Here is a 19,710-nt window from a genome sequence, read left to right as displayed (position 1 = left end):
GGGGCAATGTCCAGGAAAAAAACAGAGAAGGACAAGAAAGTATGGATTTCAACTTTGATACAGATGGTGGCAATTGTTGTCATTGTCTTGCTTTTGCGCACCTTTGTCATCGGTACCATCTATGTGAAAGGCTCATCTATGGAGCCTAACTTCCACCATGGGGATTTTCTGGTGATCAATAAACTGGAAACAAGAGTGGCTTCACCCCAGGTAGATGATATTGTTATCTGCAAGCTGGATAATGTGGAATATCAGGAAAATATCATCAAACGCGTCATTGGTTTGCCCGGAGATGAAATTGATCTGCGGAACAATGGCAGCGGCATTTATCATTTATACATAAATGGGACGCTGGTGGAGGAACCTTATATTGCAGAACCTATGCAGGATAAAGGGGACATCACCTATCCATTTGTTGTGCCTGAGGACTGTTATTTTGTTATGGGGGATAATCGAAATGCCAGCACGGATAGCCGCAGGCAGTCCATTGGCGCCATAGAAAAAGAGGATATCATGGGCAGGGTGGTACTGCGTCTGTATCCTTTCAGTGATATTGGCATGGTGAAATAAGGAGGAATTTTATGCATATACAGTGGTATCCGGGGCATATGACAAAAACTCGCCGTATGATGGAGGAAACCATTTCTCTGGTGGATATTGTCATTGAACTGGTAGACGCCAGAATTCCATATAGCAGCAAAAACCCTGATCTGGATGAACTGGCGAAAAACAAACACCGCATTCTGCTTATGAACAAGAGTGACCTGGCAGACCCGGCGGCAACGGAAATCTGGACAAAATATTTTGAAGAAAAAGGCTTTCATGTCATTGAAATGAATGCCGTCAAAGGTACAGGCATGGCAGATGTGACAAACGCAGCTCGTGCATTAATGAAAGATAAAATCGAGAAACTTCGCGCCAGAGGCAGAATTAATGTGCCTATCCGCGCCATGATTGCCGGTATTCCAAATGTAGGAAAATCCACTTTCATCAATAAATATGTGGGGAAAACCACAGCAAAAACAGGGGATAAACCCGGTGTGACCCGCGGCAAACAGTGGATAAAACTGAAAAAAGACTTTGAACTTCTGGATACACCCGGGATTTTGTGGCCCAAATTTGAAGATCAGCAGGTAGGTCTGAAACTGGCATTTACTGGTGCCATCAACGATGATATTCTGGATGCCCAGACATTGGCAACAGCGTTCATCAATCATATGATGGTGGTAAATCCCGACTGCATCCGCAAACGGTATAATATCGAATTTGATACCATTGCGGAGCCCCATGATGTACTGCGTCAGATTGCGGAAGCCAGAGGCTTTAAACTCAAAGGGGATGAACCTGACTTGGAACGTGCTTCTAAAATCCTTATGGATGAATACCGCGGTGGCAAGTTAGGTCGCCTGACACTGGAACTGCCGGAAGACATCAATGATATGTTGGCAGAAAAAGAAGCCAGAGAAAAAGAAAAAGCCCAGACGGATAAAGCCAGAAAGGCAGAATACAAAAAAAGAAAGAAATAAATAAAGCAATTAATAAAAAGGGTTTGCTGTTTTGCGACAGCAAGCCCTTATTTTTTATGTACGCTTTCTTTTCAGCAATTGCAGGGTATCTTCATTCAGACAGCCCAATGCACCCAGAAAGACCAGATACAGTATGCCCATACCCAACAGTGTTCCGCAGAATAACAGAGGGGAAGGGGTACTGGTTTGGATGATCAGACGGATAATAAGAGCCGCAGCAATGCCTGCAAGGATGGGACGTCCAAAACAGTCAAAGAGGGATGGCGATACACCTGTGCGCTTTTTCAGTTTCCGCAAAGAAAGAATGGTGACCGCTAGTAGACTGCAAAACCATCCGGCACAGAAGGCACTTAATCCCCAATAAGGCATGGCGAACCAAATAAAAGCAATGGTAATGAGAGAAGAAAGAATATGGCTCCAGAACAGGAAAAAATGTTCTCCCAAGCCATTCAACAGACCGTTGATGGTGGTTTGCCCATATAAAAGAGGACAGAGAAATGCCAGTGGAAACAAAAGCTGCCCTAAATTGCTCCTGCCGTAGACAACATAACAGATTTCCCGAGGGAAAACAGCGAATAGACAGGCAGAACCAGCACCTAATATAGAGGTCAGCAAAAGGGAAGCGGAAACAGTACGGCGAATGCGGTTGTTCTGGCTGACAGCACACGCTTCAGAAATTTCAGGCACCAGTGAAACGGAAAATGCCATGAGAAAGGCAGAAGGCAACATCAGCAAAGGCATTACCATCCCTGTCAGTTCCCCATAGGAAGCCAGTGCTTCTTGAGAACTGCTTCCGTATAATGCCAAACGCTGGGGGATGAGGATATTTTCCAGCGTGGAAAGGAGGGAACCGGTGATGCGGATGGCACTTAAGGGAATTGCCATGGATAATATCAGGGAAAAACATGCGCCGGAAGAGATGGCAGGTTTACGAATGAATTTCCAACGGCGTTTTTTGTGCAGGTAGTGGAAGAACGTATAACAAAAAGCGCCGGCTTCGCCCAGCACGATGCCGCAGACGGCAGCAAAGCAAGCATATTCCAATCCTCGTGGTACAAAAATCCCTGCCAGCAGATAAATGGAGCCAATGCGAAGCAATTGCTCCAGAATTTGTGAAAATGCAGGAACTGTCATTTGCTGGAGTCCCTGGAAAAATCCCCGCAGGCAGGAACCAACGGACATAAAAGGAATGGCAAATGCCAGCAGCCGCAGCGAAAGAGCCGTCCTGGATTCTTGTAAGACATGCAGGGCAATCCAGTCTGCACCCCAAAAGAGAACACAGCTGAGAAGGATGCTCAAAAGCAGACACAAGGAAGCAGATTGTTTGACAATTCTGCCGATGGAACCATTTTCTCCGCGGGCATGTTCGCGGGCAGTCAGGCGGGAAACGGTTACGGTGAATCCACCAGCAGTGATGCTCCATGCCAGTGTATATAAGGGCAAAATCAATTGATACAGCCCCATGCCTTCTGCGCCGATATAGTTGGACATGAAGATTCGGTAAAAAAATCCCATGCATTTTGTCAGGATATTTGCGCCGGCAAGTATGGCTGTTCCTACCAGCAGTTGTTTGCGTCCCATAAGTTCCTCCAAAAAAAGGCTTTTTATATTTTATAGGAAAAACAAAAAAATATGATTGTATTTTCTTTGTGTACATTTGTAATAAATAGTGAAATAAATTTCAGTTAGGCGAAAAAAGTTAATCAATAATATTGACAAATTCTGTATTTTTTTATATACTATCTATAAGAAAATCATAGGGAAGCCAGTTGATGCAGAGGGGAGACTTCGGACGTTCGAAACCGATGAAGCAATCCGCAGCCGCCGACTGTGGAGAATCTTTCAGGTAAACAGACCCTTTGTGGATGGAGCTCTGGAAAGTATTTCATTTACGATGAAATCGCCGTAGAAGTAAAACTTTCAGGCAAAGATACAGAGAGGATATGCAGGCAAACATGGTGCAGTGTGCCTACATATCCTCTTTTATTGTCCAGAGCGGTGATTTTCGAAAAAAGATGAAGGAGGATGATTTATGGAAAATAACAAACAGGAACTGAAAAAGAATTTGGGTATCTCTACTGCAATGGCAACAGTAGTCGGATGTGTAATTGGTTCTGGGGTATTTCTGAAGCCACAGGCAATCTATACAGCCACAGGCGGCGCACCAGGTCTGGGTATGATTGCATGGCTGATCACTGGTCTTGTATGTATTGCGGCGGCAATGACCTTTGCGGAAGTAGCAATCATGATTCCTAAAACAGGTGGTATGGTTGCATATCTGGAAGAAGCATTTGGTAGAAAGGTAGGTTTCCTGGCTGGTTGGATGCAGACCATTCTGTTCTACCCCGCCATGATCGCAGCACTTTCTGTAGCATTTGCACAGCAGGCAGCATTGTTCGTAGGGGACGGTTTGATCCTGCCTGTAGCAATTGTAGCAATTATTATCGTTATTGTTTTGAACGGTCTGGGCTCCGCAGTAGGCGGCGGCGCACAGGTTGTATTTACGATTTGTAAACTGATTCCTTTGATTCTGTTGATGGTATTCGGCTTTATCAAAGGTTCCGGCGACAATCCCATTTTCAGCCCCATGATCGGTCCCGATCTGAACCCCGCAGTTGTTCTGGGTCAGCTGATGATCGCGGTACTGTTCGCATTTGAAGGCTGGACAAACGTAGGTGCTATCGCAGGGGAAATGAAAAACCCCGGCAAAGACCTGCCTGTAGCAATCGTTGGTGGTGTATCCATCATCATGGCTGTTTACTTCGTTATCAACCTGGCATACCTGTGGGTACTGCCTGCAGATGAAATGATGAATATCGCGGTGCCTGCATCTGCAGTAGCCATTGCAGTATTCGGCGATTTCGGCGGTAAGATCATTTCCGTTGGTATCATGATCTCCGTATTGGGTGCAGCAAACGGTTTCGTTCTGTCTGGTTCTCGTGTATGCTACTCTCTGGCAGCAGAAGGCACTCTGCCCGGCAGCAAATCTCTGGCAAAACTGAGCAAAACACAGGTACCTTTCAATGCAATCCTGCTGGTAAGTATTCTGGGCGCTCTGTACGCTGTCAGTGGTCAGTTCAACATGCTGACAAACCTGGCTGTATTCTCTTGCTGGATTTTCTATACACTGACATTTATGGCAGTGATCCGTCTGCGTAAGACACAGCCTGATACAGTTAGAACATACAAAGTTCCTCTGTATCCTGTAATTCCTGCTATTGCCATCATCAGTGGTCTGTATGTAATCATCAACCAGCTGTTTATGTCTGGTTTGCAGACAACAGTTCTTTCCGCTATCAGTATCGTTGTAACACTGATCGGTATTCCCGTATATGCGGCAACAACAAAAGGTAAAAATGCAAGATAAAAAATAACAAAAAACTGCAAATTTTTGTATTCATTAAAATTCCCTCTAAAACAGATACTCTCTTTGAGTATCTGTTTTTTATTTATATTTCATATGGGAAGAAACATTTTATACCCAATTTTGTAAAAAAATTACAATGTGCATTGTGTCTACGACAAAAAACAAAAGGATTCATTTTGTAATCAAAGATACGATAAGGGAGATTCCACTTCAAAAAGGTAAAAAAATCAAGAAAAATCGAATTCTTGTCATACAACATATGCAAAATAAGAAAATGCCTGTTCTGCTTGAAAAATAGGCAAAAGAGGCAATTTTTACTTTGTTTTTGTGTTGTTTTAAATACCACGAAATTGTATATAATGCATATAAAAATAGTTATTTTCCAAAGAAAATATACATATTAAACAATAAAAAGTGCCGTGTTAAGAAAATGTTAGGAAATAAACCGTCATATAGCACTATGTCACTTGACATTTTCCTGTATGTAAATCATAATATAGACATTGGATTACAATACAAGGACACTATCGGCTAATATTTTAGAACCGATGGGTGCCAGCAACAATGGTTTTGATTTTTGCAGCTTTTGCGGAGGGATGATGGAATGTACCTGATTTTGCTTATATTGTGGTTTATATTCAGCGGCAAGGTGACTCTGGAGATTTTCCTGTTTGGTCTGGTAATCTGCGGTTGGTTGTACTGGTTTATGACCAAACATATGGATTACAGCATTCAGAATGACTTGAAGCTGATTGCCAAAATCCCTCGTTTCATCAAATATGGCATCATTCTGGTTTGGGAAGTGATTAAGTCCAATCTGGCTGTTATCCGCATCATTCTTTCTCCCGGGCTGGAAGCAGATCCGACGTTTTATACCTTCGAAACAGATTTGAAAACAGAAGTAGCAAGGGTTACACTGGCAAACTGTATTACACTGACGCCGGGTACCTATACAGTTGCACTGGAGGATAACAAATACACCATTCATGCTTTGGACAAATCCTTTACAGAAGGCATCGAAGAATCGGTATTTGTCAAGCAGCTGAGAAAGTTGGAGGAATAAGCCATGAGTGTACTATTGGACAGAATTATGGAAGGCAGCATGGTGCTGCTGATTATCGGTATTTTTCTTGCCTTTGCAAGAGCGGTACGGGGACCTAGATTCACAGACCGTATCGTTGCCATCAATATGATCGGCACCATGACAACAGCAATCATTTGTATTTTATCGGCATATCTGAAAGAATCCATGTTGGTGGATGTGGCACTGGTTTATACACTGCTGAGCTTCTTGGCAGTGGTCATCATCTGCCACGTGGTTACACTGCACCACAAGGGGCGCGAATTGTATCTGAAACGGAAAGAACAGGAGGCGGAAAAGCAATGAGAGAGATCATAGCTGGTATTTTTATTTGCATGGGCACCATTGTATTTGCCTTGTCACTGCTGGGAATCTACCGCCTGAAATATGTGATGAACCGTATGCATGCGGCAGCAATGGGTGACACCATGGGGCTGGGATTGGTAGTCATTGGACTTATCATTTTAGGTCATGATGTGTTCCACATTGCAAAATATATTCTGATGATCCTGTTTTTCTGGATGTCCAGTCCCATCGCTTCTCATATGATCGGGAAGGTGGAAATGCTGACGAATAAGGACTACGATGAAAGGGTGCATGGCAAATGAGTATGGAAGTCAGTACAATCATACAAATGCTGCTGGTGGTATTTTTGATTGCCAGTGCCATTGGGGTATCGGTTACAAGAAATTTGTTTATTGCGGTAATTGTTTTTATGGGGTACAGCTCCATCATGGCAATTATCTGGGTATTTTTACAGTCGCCTGACCTTGCCATTACAGAAGCGGCAGTTGGCGCAGGCGTAGACAGCGTATTGTTCTTCCTCACGCTGAAAAAAGTACATGCGCTGAAAGGTACAAGAGAGGGTTAATATGAAAGAAGAAAAATCGTTCTGGCGAAAACTGAATGCTTGGATCAACGGAGAGGAAGCCCTGATTCATGCCGATGAATACATCGCCAGAAGGGAACAGCCGAAAAAACGGCAATGGCTGAAACGTCCCAATATACAGGAAATCAAGTCCAATAAAGGGCTGTACTGGTTTTTGTGTGTATTGATCTCCATTGTGTTCATCACCATCATGCTGCTGGTGGTATCCAATCTGCCAACATTTGGCGATCCCATGGACCCTGCCAATAATGAGGTCATGGAACGTTATCTGGAAAAAGGCATTGAAGAAACAGGGGCTATCAACTTTGTAGCAGGCATGATTCTGGACTATCGTGCATTCGATACCTTTGGGGAATCTAATGTATTGTTCCTGGCTGTTATCTGCGTACTGATGCTGCTGAAACGGGATAAGAAAAACATCAGTGAAGCAGAGGATAAGGAAATTGCGGAAGACGAAATGCTGGATGCGGCAGACCACAAATCCATTTTGAAGGTCGGCGCGAAGTATCTTTCTCCGTTGATTATCCTTTACGGCATTTACGTTATTCTCAACGGGCATCTTTCTCCCGGCGGCGGCTTCTCCGGCGGCTCCATCATCGGTGCAGGTCTGATTCTGTATGCAGCTGCCAACGGACATAAGAAAATGCAGACATTCTTTACATTCAAGACATTTACAGGCATCAGCGTTGCCTGCCTGCTGACGTACTGCGCATGCAAGAGTTATTCCTTCTTCACAGGGGCAAACCATGTGGGATACGCCATTCCCAAGGGGACACCGGGCAATATTCTCAGTGCCGGATTTATCCTGCCTCTGAATATCTGTGTTGGATTGATTGTTGCCGCTACCATGTACGGATTTTACGCACTGTTTACAAAAGGGGATATCTGATATGAGTCATTTGCTGATTAACTATTATGAAGCGGCTTCGGTAATCCTGTTTGGTATTGGATTTATGAATTTGCTTCTGCAAAATAACTTGATTAAAAAATTCATAGGTTTGAACATCATGGATACGGCAGTATACCTGTTCTTGGCAGCAAAAGGCTACATCAACGGCAGAGTCGCCCCCATTTTGTCAAACGGCATCATTGATGCGGATTATTACATCAATCCGGTACCAGCGGGTCTGGTGCTGACAGGCATCGTTGTTTCTGTCAGCATTACGGCTTTTTCTCTGGCACTGGTACAACGGCTGTATAAACATTACGGCACACTGAATATGGACGAAATCATGCGGTTGTCCAGAGAAAGGGAGGGTGAATGATGGAGCATGTGAATTGGATACACAACATTCCCTTCTTCAGCATTTTTCTGGCAATGTTCTGCGGCATCATCACACCGCTGATTAAGAACGGAAAGACTGCCTATAAAGTACATGCGCTGATGGTGCTTATTGTTGCAATCATGTCGGCAATCCTGCTGGTCAATGTGACAACCACAGGGGAATCCTTCACATTCATGATGGGGCATTTTCCCGCACCTTGGGGCAACGAACTGCGTGCAGGCCCGCTGGAAGCCATGATGGCACTGATTTTCAGTGTGGTTATGCTGCTGACAACTACAGGCGGTCAGGAATTTATTTTCCATGATATTGTGCCTGAAAAACAGAGCTTTTATTTCATTATGCTCAATGCCTTGTTTGGTTCCATGCTGGCATTGGCGTATACAAACGATATTTTCACAGCTTATGTATTTATCGAAATTCTGACCATTGCTTCCTGTGCCCTGATTATGGCAAAGGGGACTGCTCAGGCAATGGTAGGTACCACACACTATCTGGTAATTAGTTTGCTGGGTTCCGGTACCATTTTGCTGGGGATCAGCATCCTGTACAGCATTACAGGACACCTGCTGTTCCCCCAGATGAAAGAAGCCATTGTGGAACTGGTGGCAACAGGACAGTATACATTCCCCCTGTTGGTAGTAACAGGGTTTGTGTTCATCGGTCTTGCCATCAAAAGCGCGCTTTTCCCTTTCCATTCCATGCTGCCCGGCGCTTATCAGGCAGCAGTTCCCACATCCAGTGGGGTGTTGTCCGGTCTGGTGCTGAAAAGCTACATCTTCCTTGCCATCAAACTGATTTATAGTGTATTTTCCGTAGATGTTATGCTGCAGCTGAAAATCATTGACATTCTGTTTGTATTTGGTCTGGCTGGTATGGTCATGGGGTCTGTGTACGCCATGCGGGAAACCCGTATGAAACGTATGCTTGCTTATTCTTCCGTGGCACAGATTGGGTATATCTACATGGGTATCGGCATGTCTACCAGAATTGCCATGGTTGCGGCTTGCTTCCATATCCTTGCCCATGCGGTGACAAAATCCATGCTGTTCCTTTGCTGCGGTCAGATGGTGCAGGACAGCGGCGGCAAAGAACAGATTTATTATCTGAGAGGTGCTGCAAGAAGAAATCCTCTGGCAGGCATCGGCTTTACGGTCGGGGCATTGTCCATGGTCGGTGTGCCGCTGTTTGTAGGCTTTATCTCTAAGCTGTATTTCGCAACGGCATCTGTATACTCGCCGGGGAAAATGGCAGCGGTTTTGATCGTCCTGGGGATCAGCATGATCCTGAACGCAATGTATTTCCTGCCTTCCGTTATCGCAATCTGGACACCTGTCAAGACAGAAGGAGAAGAACAGACACGTGTTTCTGTTTCGCCGGCTTTTGGCGTTTGTATCATTTTGTTTGTGCTGATCAATATCGCGTTGGGCGTATATTATCGTCCATTTATCGAAGTCATTGAACGGGGCATCATTTTGCTGCAGTAACAACGGGAGCATGAGGGGATAGGTGATAAAAAATGAACGGAAATGCAATCCTGCTGTTTCCTTTATTGTTTCCCGTGATTGCCGGCATTGTCATCGGCTTTCAGAAACAGGAAAAACAGCGGAATTTACTAGTGTTTGCAACACTGGTCATAGAACTTGGGGCGGTGCTCTATTTGTCCATGGGGGAATATACCTTCACCCTGTGGCAGATGACAGACCGTCTTGCGCTGGCATACCACACAGATGGTCTTGCTAAGCTTTTTGCCTGCATGATTTGCATCATTTGGCTGCTGGCAGGGATTTATGCCTTTGAATACATGAAACATGAACAGAAACCGGCACGGTTCTTTATGTTTTATACCATGTCGCTGGGAGCGCTTATGAGCCTTTGTTTCTCTGCGAACATGATGACATTATATTTATCTTATGAATACATGACACTTCTTACATTGCCTCTGGTTATCCATACAGGAACACCAGAAGCGGTACGGGCTGGTATGAAATATCTGGGGTATTCCGTATTTGGCGCAGGTTTGGGGCTTATGGGCTTCTTCTTCCTGAACAGCTATTGCGATACCACCACATTCATGCCCGGCGGTACATTGAATCTGGAACTGTTGGCAGGCAATGAAAATGTATTGCTGGCAGTATACTTCCTGATGATGATCGGTTTTGGCTGTAAAGCGGGTATGTTCCCGCTGCACGCATGGCTGCCTACAGCTCATCCTGTGGCACCTTCACCGGCATCTGCCGTCCTTTCCGGTATCATCACAAAAGGCGGTGTCATTGCCATCATCCGTGTGACATATTATCTGGTAGGACCTGATTTTATCCGCGGTACTTGGGTGCAGAATACACTGCTGACCCTTGCCATCATCACCGTATTTATGGGTTCCATGCTGGCATATAAAGAAAAATTGCTGAAACGCCGTCTGGCATACTCCACAGTCAGTCAGGTTTCTTATGTGCTCTTTGGGCTGTTCCTGCTGCATCCACTGGGATTCTTGGGTGCACTCATGCAGGTGGTATTCCATGCGGTGGCAAAGAATATTCTGTTCCTTGGAGCAGGCGCTATCATTTACAAAACAGGTAAAACATTCGTATATGAACTGAAAGGACTGGGAAAGGAAATGCCCATCGTTATGTGGACATTTGCCATTGCTTCTCTGTCCCTTATCGGGATTCCGCCCACAGCCGGTTTTGTCAGCAAATGGTATCTGGCACAGGGTGGTCTGCAGCCGGACTTCGGCACTTTAGGGCTTGTTGGTGTTGCAGTGCTTATGGTCAGCGCATTGCTGACGGCGGGGTATCTGCTGCCCATCGTATCGGCGGCATTTTTCCCGGGAAAAGATTTTGATTACGGCAGTCTGAAAAAGAAAGAGCCCAATTACCTGATGACGGTTCCGCTGATTCTTTTGGCATTGGCAGCGGTGGCATTCGGGGCATTCCCCCAGTGCCTGACAGACTGGATCACAAACATTAGCGGCGTCATTTTCTAAAGAAAAGGTGGGAACAATATGGGCGCATTGATTACGGTTTTACCGGTATTCTTTCCGATTCTTGCGGGAATTTGTCTGCTGCCGGTAAAATTCAAGGAAAGAAAACAACGAGAACAATGGGTTTTGACCATTGTGGTTTTGAACGCAATTTTTGCCCTGTTCGCCATCTGGAGCGGAAAGGCAGATGCGTTTACACTGTTCCATTTCAGCGATAAGCTGTCCTTGGAACTGCGGATGGATGGTCTGTCCAAGGTATTTGGCACCATGGTATCTATCCTTTGGATTCTGACCACCATTTACGGGTTTGAATACATGACCCACGAAGGACACGAAGACCGGTTTTTTGCATTCTTCACCATGACCTTTGGCGTGGTACTGGGGATTGCCTTTTCCGGTAACTTCCTGACCATGTACTTATTCTATGAATTTTTGACACTGGTTACATTACCTTTGGTTATGCACGCCATGGACAACAAGGCAAGACACGCCGGAAAGATGTATATTCTTTACATGATGTTCGGTGCGGCATTGGCGTTCATCGGCTTTGTATTTGTGTACTGCTATGGTACATCCATCGACTTTGTACCGGGTGGGGTGCTCAATCCCATTCTGGTAGCAGGCCATGAAACCACATTGCAGCTGGTATTCATTGCGGCATTCTTCGGTTTTGGCGTCAAAGCGGCAGTTTTCCCGCTGTATCGTTGGCTGCCAAAAGCATCTGTGGCACCGACACCTGTTACAGCGCTGCTCCATGCGGTAGCTGTCGTAAAATCCGGTATCTTTGCCATCATCCGTCTGACGTATTACAGCTTTGGCACAGATTTTCTGGTGGGTACCGTGGCACAGAATGTGATGCTGGTAGCAGCAGCTATCACCATTGTATTTGGTTCCACAGTTGCTCTGCGGACGCCCCATATCAAGAGAAGATTTGCGTATTCTACAGTATCTAATCTGTCTTATATCATTTTCGGTATTGCGCTGATGACGCCTCTGGGACTGGCGGCGGCATTGATGCACATGATTTACCACGCGGTACTGAAAATTACACTGTTCTTTACAGCCGGTGCGGTGCTGTATAAGACCCATCGGGAATACCTGTACGAAGTGGAAGGCTTTGGCAGACTGATGCCTGTCACATTTGCAGCCATGACCATTACGGGCATTGGGCTGGTAGGTATTCCGCCTTTTGCAGGATTCCACAGTAAATGGGCATTGGCAACGGCGGCAGTGCAGGGCGGAAATCCTGTATCCTATCTGGGAATTTTGGCGCTGATTATTTCCGCATTGTTGACAGCTCTGTATGTGTTTTATATTGTGGTGCGGGCGTACTTCCCTAGAAATAAGGAGTACCCAGAAGGATATTATGACCATGTCCAAGACCCGAACTGGTATATGAAAGGTCCCTTGATTATACTGACCATCGCATCTCTGGTGCTGGCATTTACACCGGGACCTTTGATGGAAGCTTTGCAGCGTGTTGTTATGCACTTGAACTAAAGGAGGGGAGAAAAAATGAATCATTCAATCATATTGCCATTTTTGGTTTTCTTCCCTATGCTGGGCGGTATCATCGGCTATATCATTGGCAGAAAGAATAAAAACGCCAGAGATTACTGGGCAATGCTGGTAACCCTCCTGACATTCGGCGCATCACTGCTGCTTATTGGCAAAGAAGAAGTCTTTCAGGAAGCAGGTATCTGTGGTCTGGGGCTGCTCTTTGCCGGCGGCGGACTGCAAGTCATTCTGGCGGTACTGACTGGGGCTATCTGGCTCATTACCACCATTTATTCCAAAGAATATTTCCAGCAGGACAGAAATCGCAATCGGTATTATCTGTTTATGCTGCTGACAGAAGGGGCAACCATGGGGATTTTCCTCTCTGCCGATTTCTTTACTACATTTATTTTCTTCGAAATCATGTCCTTTACTTCTTTTGTTATGGTTATGCACGACGAAACAAAAGAAGCTATCCGGGCTGCTCACACCTATCTGGCTGTGGCAGTGCTGGGGGGCTTGGTGACACTTATGGGGCTGTTCATGCTCTATCAGAAAACAGGTACTTTGCAGATGGATCTGCTGCAGCAGTTTATGGCGCAGCAGACAGATAAATCTGCCTTCTATGGCATCGGTGTTCTGGTGTTCTTCGGCTTTGCGGCAAAAGCAGGGTTATTCCCCCTGCATATCTGGCTGCCCAATGCCTATACATTGGCGCCTGCTCCTGCCAGCGCACTGCTGTCCTGTCTGCTGACAAAGACCGGTGTGTTCGGCATCATGATGATTACTGCGAAGATCTTTTTCCATGATGCCCCTTGGGGAAATTTCATGCTCATTCTTGGTATGATTACCATGCTCATGGGTGCAATTCTGGCACTGTTCTCTATCAACCTGAAACGGACATTGGCGTGTTCTTCCATGTCCCAGATTGGTTTTATGATGGTGGGTATTGCCATGCAGGGTGTTTTGGGCGAACATAACGCCCTTGCGGCTTCCGGTACATTGCTGCACTTTATCAACCATTCCATGCTGAAACTGGTGCTGTTCCTGTCCGCAGGCGTGGTATTTATGAACCTGCACGAATTGGATTTGAATAAAATCAAAGGTTTTGGACGGGATAAACTGCTGCTGAAAGTGGTATTTCTTATGGCACTTTTGGGTATCGGCGGGATTCCTCTTTGGAATGGCTATGTCAGCAAAACACTGCTTCATGAAAGTATTGTGGAGTATATTCATATTCTGGAAGAAGCGGGACAGTCTGTGTTCTATATGAAAACAGTGGAATATCTGTTCCTTTTTGCCGGCGGTTTGACACTGGCGTACATGACAAAGATTTTTGTTGCTGTTTTTGTAGAGAAAAACAGCCATCCCTTACCGGTACAGAAACAGGGGGCTTATTTGAACCCTGTGAATAAAGTGATTTTGGCATTGTGCGCATTGGCACTGCCTGTGTGCGGCATGCTGCCGCATCTGACACAGGATCGTATTTCCGCTGTTGGTGTCACATTCCTGGGTGCCCATGCACCAGATCACGCAGTGGAATACTTCGCTTGGGTGAACTTGAAAGGCGCAGTCATTTCCCTCATTGTAGGCGCGGCTGTGTACTTCCTTTTTGTCCGTACCGTTTTGATGCGGGAAAACGAAGATGGCGAAACCGTTTATCTGGATCGTTGGCCTGCATGGCTGAATCTGGAAGAAAAGGTATACCGTCCGCTGCTGCTGGGGGTACTGCCTTTTATCGGTGGTTTCTTCGCAAGATTGGCAGGTACTTTGACAGATGGGTTTATTTCCCTGCTGCGTATGGCAATCTTTAACAGCGACAACGCAAGAGTCATTCCTCCAGAAGATAAGTATTTCTCTGCTTATACCGATGGGGAAACAGACAAAACCGTTTACCGGGAAGGCTTTGCACGAAGCCTGCTGATGATTGGTATCGGTCTTGCCATTGCCATGCTTTATATTTTGATTTAAATAAAAAAGATAGATGAAACGGGGGATTCTCGGGACATCTATCTTTTTTTCGTTATTTGACAGGAAGCTTTTTGCTATGTAAAATAAAATTAGAACAAGTCATACAAAAGGAGAACGAACATACATGAATTGGAAAAAAACAGCAGCCCTTGTGCTGGCATCTGTATTTATACTGGGAGGCTGCTCGGAAAAACGAGAACAGGCACAGCAAATGCTTGCTCAGGCGAAAGAGGAAAATCGCCACGAAGCCACCACTTTTGCCATGGATACCATCATGACATTTACGGTGTACCATGAGAATGGCGAACAGATCATGACAGACGCGGAACAGGAAATCCGCAGACTGGAACGTTTGCTTTCTGTGACCATGGAGGACAGCGAAATTGCACAGCTCAATGCCAATGCAGGAAAACAAGCGGTGCCGGTTTCTGAGGATACCATGTATCTGCTGAAAACCGCTAAGGAAATGGAAGAGTTGACAAATGGATGTTATGATATGACCATTTCCCCTGTGGTGAAGGCGTGGGGATTTACAGAGGAAGAACATCATGTGCCTACCCAGGCGGAACTGGATGCACTGATGCCTCTGGTGGATAACGACAGTGTGATACTTTCTGAAGAAGACCAGACGGCGTATCTGGCAAAAGAAGGTATGGCAGTAGATTTGGGCGGTATTGCCAAAGGCTACACTTCTGATGCAGTCACAAAACTTATGAAAGAAGAAGGCGTGGAATCCGCCTTGATCTGGCTTGGCGGCAATATTTCCGCCATCGGCAATAAACCCGACGGAAATCCTTGGAAAATAGCCGTGGAAAACCCCTTAAATACAGAGGATTATGTAGGCTTGGTGGAAGTATCTGACTGTTCTGTCATTACATCTGGCGGATACCAGCGGTACTTCGATCAGGACGGCAAACGGTACCATCACATCATCGACCCTGCTATGGGATATCCTTCCGACAGCGGTCTGCTTTCTGTGACTATCATTTCGGAAAACGGCACAAAAGCCGATGCCCTTTCTACAGCCCTTTTTGTTATGGGCTATGACCGCGCAGTGGAATTATGGCGGCAGAGTGATGATTTTGAAGCAATTTTTGTAACGGAAGATGGGAAAGTCATTGCCACAGAAGGGATTGCGGATCAGTTCACTTTTGAGGGACAGGACAATGATTTTACATATGAAACGGTGACAAGATAAAGAAAGGCGGGTATGTTATGAAAAAGTTGGCAACATTTTTGAATGATTATGTGCTGGAATGCGACTGGAAAGACATGGCACTGATCAAAACCTGTGTTTGCGCTTTTGGGGTGATGCTGGGTCTGACAGTAAAAAAAGAACGGAAAAAACCCATTATGATCATCAGTTCTCTGATTTTTCTGGTGACAGCATGCTTGACAGCAGTGCGGTTTGTATTGGAACTGTCTGAGGATGATTTTGAAGAAGATTTCGAAGAAGATCACAAAGACGATGAAGAAGGCTTTGTGATGCGGATTGTAGCGGAAGACGAATAAAAATAAAAAGACCGAATCTTTATAGGTTCGGTCTTTTTTTGTCAAAGGCGTTTTTTCAGTATACGTTTTTCCAACAGATTGATGGCTTCGTAAAGAAGTGCTGCCAAAATAGAGAGAATGACAACACTCATGAGAACCCAAGAGAGTTTGAAAACCTGGCTTCCGTAGATAATGAGAAAGCCAAGACCTGCCTGTGCCACCAGAAATTCCCCGACGATCACGCCCACAAAGGAAAGACCCACGTTGATTTTCAAAGCGTTGACCATACAGGGAATATTGGCAGGAAATACGACTTTTTTCAGAATCTGCCATTTTCCGCCGCCAAAAATGCGGATGAGTTTGATTTTTTCCTCGTCGGTCTGTAAAAATCCGTTGAGAACAGTCATGATGGTAACAATGACAGATGTGAGCAGTGCCACAACGATGATGGAAGTTTTGCCGTTGCCAAGCCAGACAATGATGATTGGGGCAAGGGCTGTTTTGGGCAAAGCGTTGAGAACCACCAGATAGGGCTCTGCTACATCGGAAATCATCCGGTTCCACCAGAGCAGTATGGCAGTCAGTGTACCGAGAATGGTGCCCAGCACAAAGCCGGCAACAGTTTCTGCCAACGTAACGCCGATGTGTTTCCAAAGCATACCGTTTTCTGCCATTTCCACAGCGGTCGCCCAGATTTCTGTGGGCTGGCTGAACAGAAAGGCATCTACCCAGCCTTTTCGGGCAGCCACTTCCCACAAGAGGAAAAAGCCAACCAACAGCAAAATCTGTATGGTGTAGATGGTATAACGCCGCAGTTTCAGACGACGCAGAAAGGCAGTCTGCTGGGCAGAAACGGGAGGTCGTTTGATTTCACGCCACATGGACATCCAGCTCCTTCCAGATTTGATTGAAATATTCTCGGAATTCCGGGGCTTCCCGGGCTTTCATGGGGGTACGGTTTTCCACGGAAAGGGAAATGGTGTGGATTTTTTTCAGCCGCGCGGGACGACCAGATAACACGATGACGCGGTCGGAAAGGCTGATGGCTTCGGAAATGTCGTGGCTCACCAGAAGGGCTGTTTTTCCTTCTTTGCGGATGATGGTGCCGATTTCGTCTGCCACAGACAGTCTGGTCTGATAATCCAGTGCGGAAAAAGGCTCATCCAGCAACAGAATATCTGGGCGGACAGCAAGGGTACGAATCAGGGCAGCCCGTTGGCGCATGCCGCCGGAAAGTTCAGAGGGAAAACGGTCTTTGAAATCGCCTAAGCCGTATTGATCCAGCATGTGATCCACAAAAGCGATATTTTCCGGCGTCAGTTTGCCTTGCAGTTCCAATCCCAATTGGGCATTGCGGCGGATGGTACGCCATTCCAGCAGATGGTCTTTTTGCAGCATGTAGCCGATGTTGCCGTTGACGGAAAGACTGCCGGATGAAGGGGGAATCAGTCCAGCCAGCATGGATAATATGGAGGATTTACCGCAGCCGCTGGGACCAACAATGGTGACAAATTCCCCTTCCTCCACGGAAAAAGACAGATGGGAAACGGCCTTCGTTTCGCCACTGAGACTGTGATAACTGAGGGTGACATCATGCAGAGAAAGCATGGGGCGCAATGGGAAGACCTCCTTTGCAAATTATATGTTTATACTATGGAGGCAGGGACAAAAGGTGCCTTTCCTACTGTAAAAAACTGTGGTATACTTTTGAAAAAATGAAAGAAGGGATTTTATGTCACAGGAAATCAAACCAGCATTGGTTGTTATTGATATGGAAGAAGGATTTTTGAACGAAAACTCTCCGCTTTACATCAAACAGGCGGCAGATACGGTGCCTGCATTGGCAAAGGTCATCGCCGAAGCGAGAAACAGAAAAATTCCCGTTTTCTTTGTGAACCGCATTTACCGGAAAGACGGCAGCGATGTGGAAGCATGCCGTTATGACAACTGGCTGGCAGGGGGACGCTGTCTGGCACCGAACAGCACCGGGGACTGCTCCATTGAAGTGCCGGAAGCTTTTACACCACAGGCAGGGGATTATACCATCATCAAGCCTAGATTCTCTGCATTTTTCCAGACAGAACTGGATTTGATTCTGCGCAGACTGCGGGTGGATACGGTGATTCTGACAGGGACTACTACACCAAACTGTATCCGTGCAACCTGCTATGATGGGTTATCTCTGGACTATAATGTGGCAATCATTGAGGATTGCTGTTCTTCCAGAAGTGAAGCGGTACAGAAAGCCAATATGGAGGATATGGCATTTATCGGCGCAACGGTGTTGGATGCGGAAACCTTCCTGAAAGAAGGCGTTGTCATGAAAAACGTGGTGCAGGAAGTGAGAGATCGAGTGGAAGCGGACGAAACAGCACCGGAATAAAAAACAGGGGTAAAATGGGGGCGGTGAAAGGAGTTTCGTATGAAAAAGAAAGGGATTTTTCTGCTGGCAGGTGTGCTTGTCATTGGCATACTGGCTTCTGCATTGCAGACCCATTTGAAAGTCCAGATATACAAGCTGGAATCTTCGAAAATTACATCTCCAGTCCGTCTGGCAGTGGTTACAGATCTGCACAGCACCATTTACGGTGAGAATCAGGAGAAACTGGTAGCATTATTAGAGGCACAGGAACCTGATGCTATACTGCTGTCAGGGGACATTGCAGATGACGAAGTGCCCCATGACGGTACAAAGCAGCTGCTGGATGCCATTGGAAATACATATCCTTGTTTCTATGTTTCTGGCAATCATGAGCATTGGTCTGGAGAATATGAGAAAATCGCGGAAATGATTGCTTCTTATGGCGTTACCGTTTTGGAGGGAGAAACAACGAAGCTGGATTTGAATGGAAACGTCATCCAGATTGCTGGCGTCAATGACCCGGATAAGTTTTCTGATTTTTCTGAATGGGAAAGTCAATTGGAACAGGTGAAAGAAGAAAGAAATGACGATGATTTTACCATTCTCCTTTCTCATCGCCCGGAATTGGTACAGTGGTATGCAGAAAGCGGCTTTGATTTAGTGGCGGCTGGTCATGCCCATGGGGGACAGGTGCGGATACCCTTCATTTTGAATGGGTTGTTTGCGCCTAATCAGGGATGGTTCCCAGAGTATGCTGGTGGTATGTATCAGCTGGAGAAAACTACTATGGTGGTAAGTCGGGGACTTTGTAAAAACAATCTGCCCCGTATCTGGAATCCGCCGGAAGTGGTCATGGTGGAATTGGTACCGAATGAAGTGTGAAATAGGAAACGCATTTCAAAAAATTTAATGAAATACAGATAAATAAAATAAGCCGGAAACCTTTGTATCATGAACTGAACCCAAAAAGTTAGACAATATTTTCAAATTAAAATTGTTTAAGAAGCCAGAAGGGCTTGTTGTCTGTAAATTGCAGGTGGCAAGCCCTTTAACTTTGCTTTGATTCGATGGTTATTATAATAATCTAAATATTCCACCAGTTCCTGCTTGAAATGTTCCATAGATTGAAACTGTTGAAGATAGAGAAGTTCGCTCTTGAGCAATCCAAAGAAATTTTCCATGACAGCATTGTCCAGACAGTTACCCTTTCGGCTCATACTTTGCCGGATTCCTTTTTGTTTGAGCATTTGGCGGTAATAT

21 protein-coding genes and 2 riboswitches are annotated in these 19,710 nt (G+C 45.6%); of the genes, 17 read left to right on the top strand and 4 right to left on the bottom strand.

The genetic code is table 11. From position 1 onward, the window contains the following. Positions 1 to 6: 6 nt before the first annotated feature. Together lepB and ylqF are read left to right on the top strand one after the other, a co-directional pair. Positions 7 to 570 (top strand): signal peptidase I, encoded by a 564-nt coding sequence (lepB, locus tag BUB35_RS08295; RefSeq protein ID WP_072850791.1) that lies wholly within the window; start codon positions 7 to 9, stop codon positions 568 to 570. Between the two features lie 11 nt (positions 571 to 581). After that, a complete protein-coding gene (gene ylqF, locus BUB35_RS08290) occupies positions 582 to 1,526 on the top strand; it encodes a ribosome biogenesis GTPase YlqF (protein WP_084730617.1) in 945 nt (314 codons plus the stop codon). 54 nt (positions 1,527 to 1,580) lie between these two features. Here ylqF and BUB35_RS08285 read toward each other — a convergent pair whose 3' ends face one another. Next, positions 1,581 to 3,107, bottom strand: coding sequence for a putative polysaccharide biosynthesis protein (locus BUB35_RS08285; RefSeq protein WP_072850789.1), 1,527 nt, complete (start codon positions 3,105 to 3,107; stop codon positions 1,581 to 1,583). 188 nt (positions 3,108 to 3,295) lie between these two features. After that, a riboswitch (glycine riboswitch) is annotated at positions 3,296 to 3,394 on the top strand. 3 nt (positions 3,395 to 3,397) lie between these two features. Then, positions 3,398 to 3,464: riboswitch (glycine riboswitch) on the top strand. 94 nt (positions 3,465 to 3,558) lie between these two features. Between BUB35_RS08285 and BUB35_RS08280 the strand changes: the two genes are divergently transcribed. The 13 genes from BUB35_RS08280 to BUB35_RS08220 all read left to right on the top strand — a co-directional run bounded on the left by BUB35_RS08280 (position 3,559) and on the right by BUB35_RS08220 (position 16,109). After that, positions 3,559 to 4,893 (top strand): APC family permease, encoded by a 1,335-nt coding sequence (locus tag BUB35_RS08280; protein WP_072850787.1) that lies wholly within the window; start codon positions 3,559 to 3,561, stop codon positions 4,891 to 4,893. Between the two features lie 604 nt (positions 4,894 to 5,497). After that, positions 5,498 to 5,956, top strand: coding sequence for a Na+/H+ antiporter subunit E (locus BUB35_RS08275; protein WP_072850785.1), 459 nt, complete (start codon positions 5,498 to 5,500; stop codon positions 5,954 to 5,956). Positions 5,957 to 5,959: 3 nt separating this feature from the next. Then, a complete protein-coding gene (locus BUB35_RS08270) occupies positions 5,960 to 6,280 on the top strand; it encodes an MrpF/PhaF family protein (protein WP_072850782.1) in 321 nt (106 codons plus the stop codon). Beyond that, positions 6,277 to 6,582 carry a cation:proton antiporter gene (locus BUB35_RS08265; protein ID WP_072850780.1) on the top strand — a complete coding sequence of 102 codons (306 nt, stop codon included), beginning with the start codon at positions 6,277 to 6,279 and terminating at the stop codon, positions 6,580 to 6,582. Before BUB35_RS08270 ends, BUB35_RS08265 begins: the two co-directional genes overlap by 4 nt. Further along, entirely contained in the window at positions 6,579 to 6,845 is a 267-nt protein-coding gene (locus BUB35_RS08260) for a hydrogenase subunit MbhD domain-containing protein (RefSeq protein WP_022254818.1), read from the top strand. The genes BUB35_RS08265 and BUB35_RS08260 overlap by 4 nt, the downstream gene beginning before the upstream one ends. Before the next feature lies 1 nt (position 6,846). Continuing rightward, complete coding sequence (gene mbhE / locus BUB35_RS08255; protein WP_072850778.1) at positions 6,847 to 7,752, top strand: hydrogen gas-evolving membrane-bound hydrogenase subunit E; 906 nt, start codon at positions 6,847 to 6,849, stop codon at positions 7,750 to 7,752. A gap of 1 nt (position 7,753) precedes the next feature. Continuing rightward, entirely contained in the window at positions 7,754 to 8,128 is a 375-nt protein-coding gene (locus BUB35_RS08250) for a sodium:proton antiporter (RefSeq protein WP_072850776.1), read from the top strand. Next, on the top strand, positions 8,128 to 9,633 hold the full coding sequence (locus BUB35_RS08245) for a complex I subunit 5 family protein (RefSeq protein WP_084730616.1): 1,506 nt from the start codon (positions 8,128 to 8,130) through the stop codon (positions 9,631 to 9,633). The genes BUB35_RS08250 and BUB35_RS08245 overlap by 1 nt, the downstream gene beginning before the upstream one ends. 32 nt (positions 9,634 to 9,665) lie before the next feature. Then, positions 9,666 to 11,132: a complex I subunit 5 family protein gene (locus tag BUB35_RS08240; RefSeq protein WP_072850774.1), complete on the top strand. Its 1,467-nt coding sequence runs from the start codon at positions 9,666 to 9,668 to the stop codon at positions 11,130 to 11,132. Positions 11,133 to 11,150: 18 nt separating this feature from the next. Then, positions 11,151 to 12,629, top strand: a complete 1,479-nt coding sequence (locus BUB35_RS08235; RefSeq protein WP_072850772.1) for a complex I subunit 5 family protein — start codon at positions 11,151 to 11,153, stop codon at positions 12,627 to 12,629. Between the two features lie 15 nt (positions 12,630 to 12,644). Beyond that, on the top strand, positions 12,645 to 14,597 hold the full coding sequence (locus BUB35_RS08230; protein ID WP_072850770.1) for a complex I subunit 5 family protein: 1,953 nt from the start codon (positions 12,645 to 12,647) through the stop codon (positions 14,595 to 14,597). 124 nt (positions 14,598 to 14,721) lie between these two features. Then, positions 14,722 to 15,795 carry an FAD:protein FMN transferase gene (locus BUB35_RS08225; protein WP_072850768.1) on the top strand — a complete coding sequence of 358 codons (1,074 nt, stop codon included), beginning with the start codon at positions 14,722 to 14,724 and terminating at the stop codon, positions 15,793 to 15,795. A gap of 17 nt (positions 15,796 to 15,812) precedes the next feature. Further along, the gene (locus tag BUB35_RS08220; RefSeq protein WP_072850766.1) at positions 15,813 to 16,109 is read left to right on the top strand and encodes a hypothetical protein; all 297 of its coding nucleotides are present in this window, start codon (positions 15,813 to 15,815) and stop codon (positions 16,107 to 16,109) included. A 41-nt stretch (positions 16,110 to 16,150) separates the two neighbouring features. Here BUB35_RS08220 and BUB35_RS08215 read toward each other — a convergent pair whose 3' ends face one another. After that, positions 16,151 to 16,969, bottom strand: coding sequence for an ABC transporter permease (locus BUB35_RS08215; RefSeq protein ID WP_072850764.1), 819 nt, complete (start codon positions 16,967 to 16,969; stop codon positions 16,151 to 16,153). Continuing rightward, positions 16,959 to 17,705 (bottom strand): ABC transporter ATP-binding protein, encoded by a 747-nt coding sequence (locus BUB35_RS08210; RefSeq protein WP_022364426.1) that lies wholly within the window; start codon positions 17,703 to 17,705, stop codon positions 16,959 to 16,961. The genes BUB35_RS08215 and BUB35_RS08210 overlap by 11 nt, the downstream gene beginning before the upstream one ends. A gap of 115 nt (positions 17,706 to 17,820) precedes the next feature. On the opposite strand from BUB35_RS08210, the gene BUB35_RS08205 reads away from it, so the two are divergent. Further along, positions 17,821 to 18,471 carry a cysteine hydrolase family protein gene (locus BUB35_RS08205; protein WP_072850762.1) on the top strand — a complete coding sequence of 217 codons (651 nt, stop codon included), beginning with the start codon at positions 17,821 to 17,823 and terminating at the stop codon, positions 18,469 to 18,471. Between the two features lie 39 nt (positions 18,472 to 18,510). Continuing rightward, the gene (locus tag BUB35_RS08200; protein ID WP_084730615.1) at positions 18,511 to 19,332 is read left to right on the top strand and encodes a metallophosphoesterase; all 822 of its coding nucleotides are present in this window, start codon (positions 18,511 to 18,513) and stop codon (positions 19,330 to 19,332) included. Between the two features lie 116 nt (positions 19,333 to 19,448). Here BUB35_RS08200 and BUB35_RS08195 read toward each other — a convergent pair. After that, positions 19,449 to 19,710, bottom strand: a 262-nt coding sequence (locus BUB35_RS08195; RefSeq protein WP_143158961.1) for an IS3 family transposase, incomplete at its 5' end; no start/stop codon positions are given.

Source organism: Anaerotignum lactatifermentans DSM 14214 (genome assembly GCF_900142265.1).
Taxonomy (GTDB): Bacteria; Bacillota; Clostridia; order Lachnospirales; family Anaerotignaceae; genus Anaerotignum; species Anaerotignum lactatifermentans.
This window is presented reverse-complemented; position numbering and strand designations above follow the sequence as displayed.

Bases quoted from the DNA above. Each gene is read 5' to 3' on its own strand.
- lepB (WP_072850791.1), top strand. From the start codon at position 7: ATGTCCAGGAAAAAAACAGAGAAGGACAAGAAAGTATGGATTTCAACT.
- ylqF (WP_084730617.1), top strand. From the start codon at position 582: ATGCATATACAGTGGTATCCGGGGCATATGACAAAAACTCGCCGTATG.
- BUB35_RS08285 (WP_072850789.1), bottom strand. From the start codon at position 3,107: ATGGGACGCAAACAACTGCTGGTAGGAACAGCCATACTTGCCGGCGCA.
- BUB35_RS08280 (WP_072850787.1), top strand. From the start codon at position 3,559: ATGGAAAATAACAAACAGGAACTGAAAAAGAATTTGGGTATCTCTACT.
- BUB35_RS08275 (WP_072850785.1), top strand. From the start codon at position 5,498: ATGTACCTGATTTTGCTTATATTGTGGTTTATATTCAGCGGCAAGGTG.
- BUB35_RS08270 (WP_072850782.1), top strand. From the start codon at position 5,960: ATGAGTGTACTATTGGACAGAATTATGGAAGGCAGCATGGTGCTGCTG.
- BUB35_RS08265 (WP_072850780.1), top strand. From the start codon at position 6,277: ATGAGAGAGATCATAGCTGGTATTTTTATTTGCATGGGCACCATTGTA.
- BUB35_RS08260 (WP_022254818.1), top strand. From the start codon at position 6,579: ATGAGTATGGAAGTCAGTACAATCATACAAATGCTGCTGGTGGTATTT.
- mbhE (WP_072850778.1), top strand. From the start codon at position 6,847: ATGAAAGAAGAAAAATCGTTCTGGCGAAAACTGAATGCTTGGATCAAC.
- BUB35_RS08250 (WP_072850776.1), top strand. From the start codon at position 7,754: ATGAGTCATTTGCTGATTAACTATTATGAAGCGGCTTCGGTAATCCTG.
- BUB35_RS08245 (WP_084730616.1), top strand. From the start codon at position 8,128: ATGGAGCATGTGAATTGGATACACAACATTCCCTTCTTCAGCATTTTT.
- BUB35_RS08240 (WP_072850774.1), top strand. From the start codon at position 9,666: ATGAACGGAAATGCAATCCTGCTGTTTCCTTTATTGTTTCCCGTGATT.
- BUB35_RS08235 (WP_072850772.1), top strand. From the start codon at position 11,151: ATGGGCGCATTGATTACGGTTTTACCGGTATTCTTTCCGATTCTTGCG.
- BUB35_RS08230 (WP_072850770.1), top strand. From the start codon at position 12,645: ATGAATCATTCAATCATATTGCCATTTTTGGTTTTCTTCCCTATGCTG.
- BUB35_RS08225 (WP_072850768.1), top strand. From the start codon at position 14,722: ATGAATTGGAAAAAAACAGCAGCCCTTGTGCTGGCATCTGTATTTATA.
- BUB35_RS08220 (WP_072850766.1), top strand. From the start codon at position 15,813: ATGAAAAAGTTGGCAACATTTTTGAATGATTATGTGCTGGAATGCGAC.
- BUB35_RS08215 (WP_072850764.1), bottom strand. From the start codon at position 16,969: ATGTGGCGTGAAATCAAACGACCTCCCGTTTCTGCCCAGCAGACTGCC.
- BUB35_RS08205 (WP_072850762.1), top strand. From the start codon at position 17,821: ATGTCACAGGAAATCAAACCAGCATTGGTTGTTATTGATATGGAAGAA.
- BUB35_RS08200 (WP_084730615.1), top strand. From the start codon at position 18,511: ATGAAAAAGAAAGGGATTTTTCTGCTGGCAGGTGTGCTTGTCATTGGC.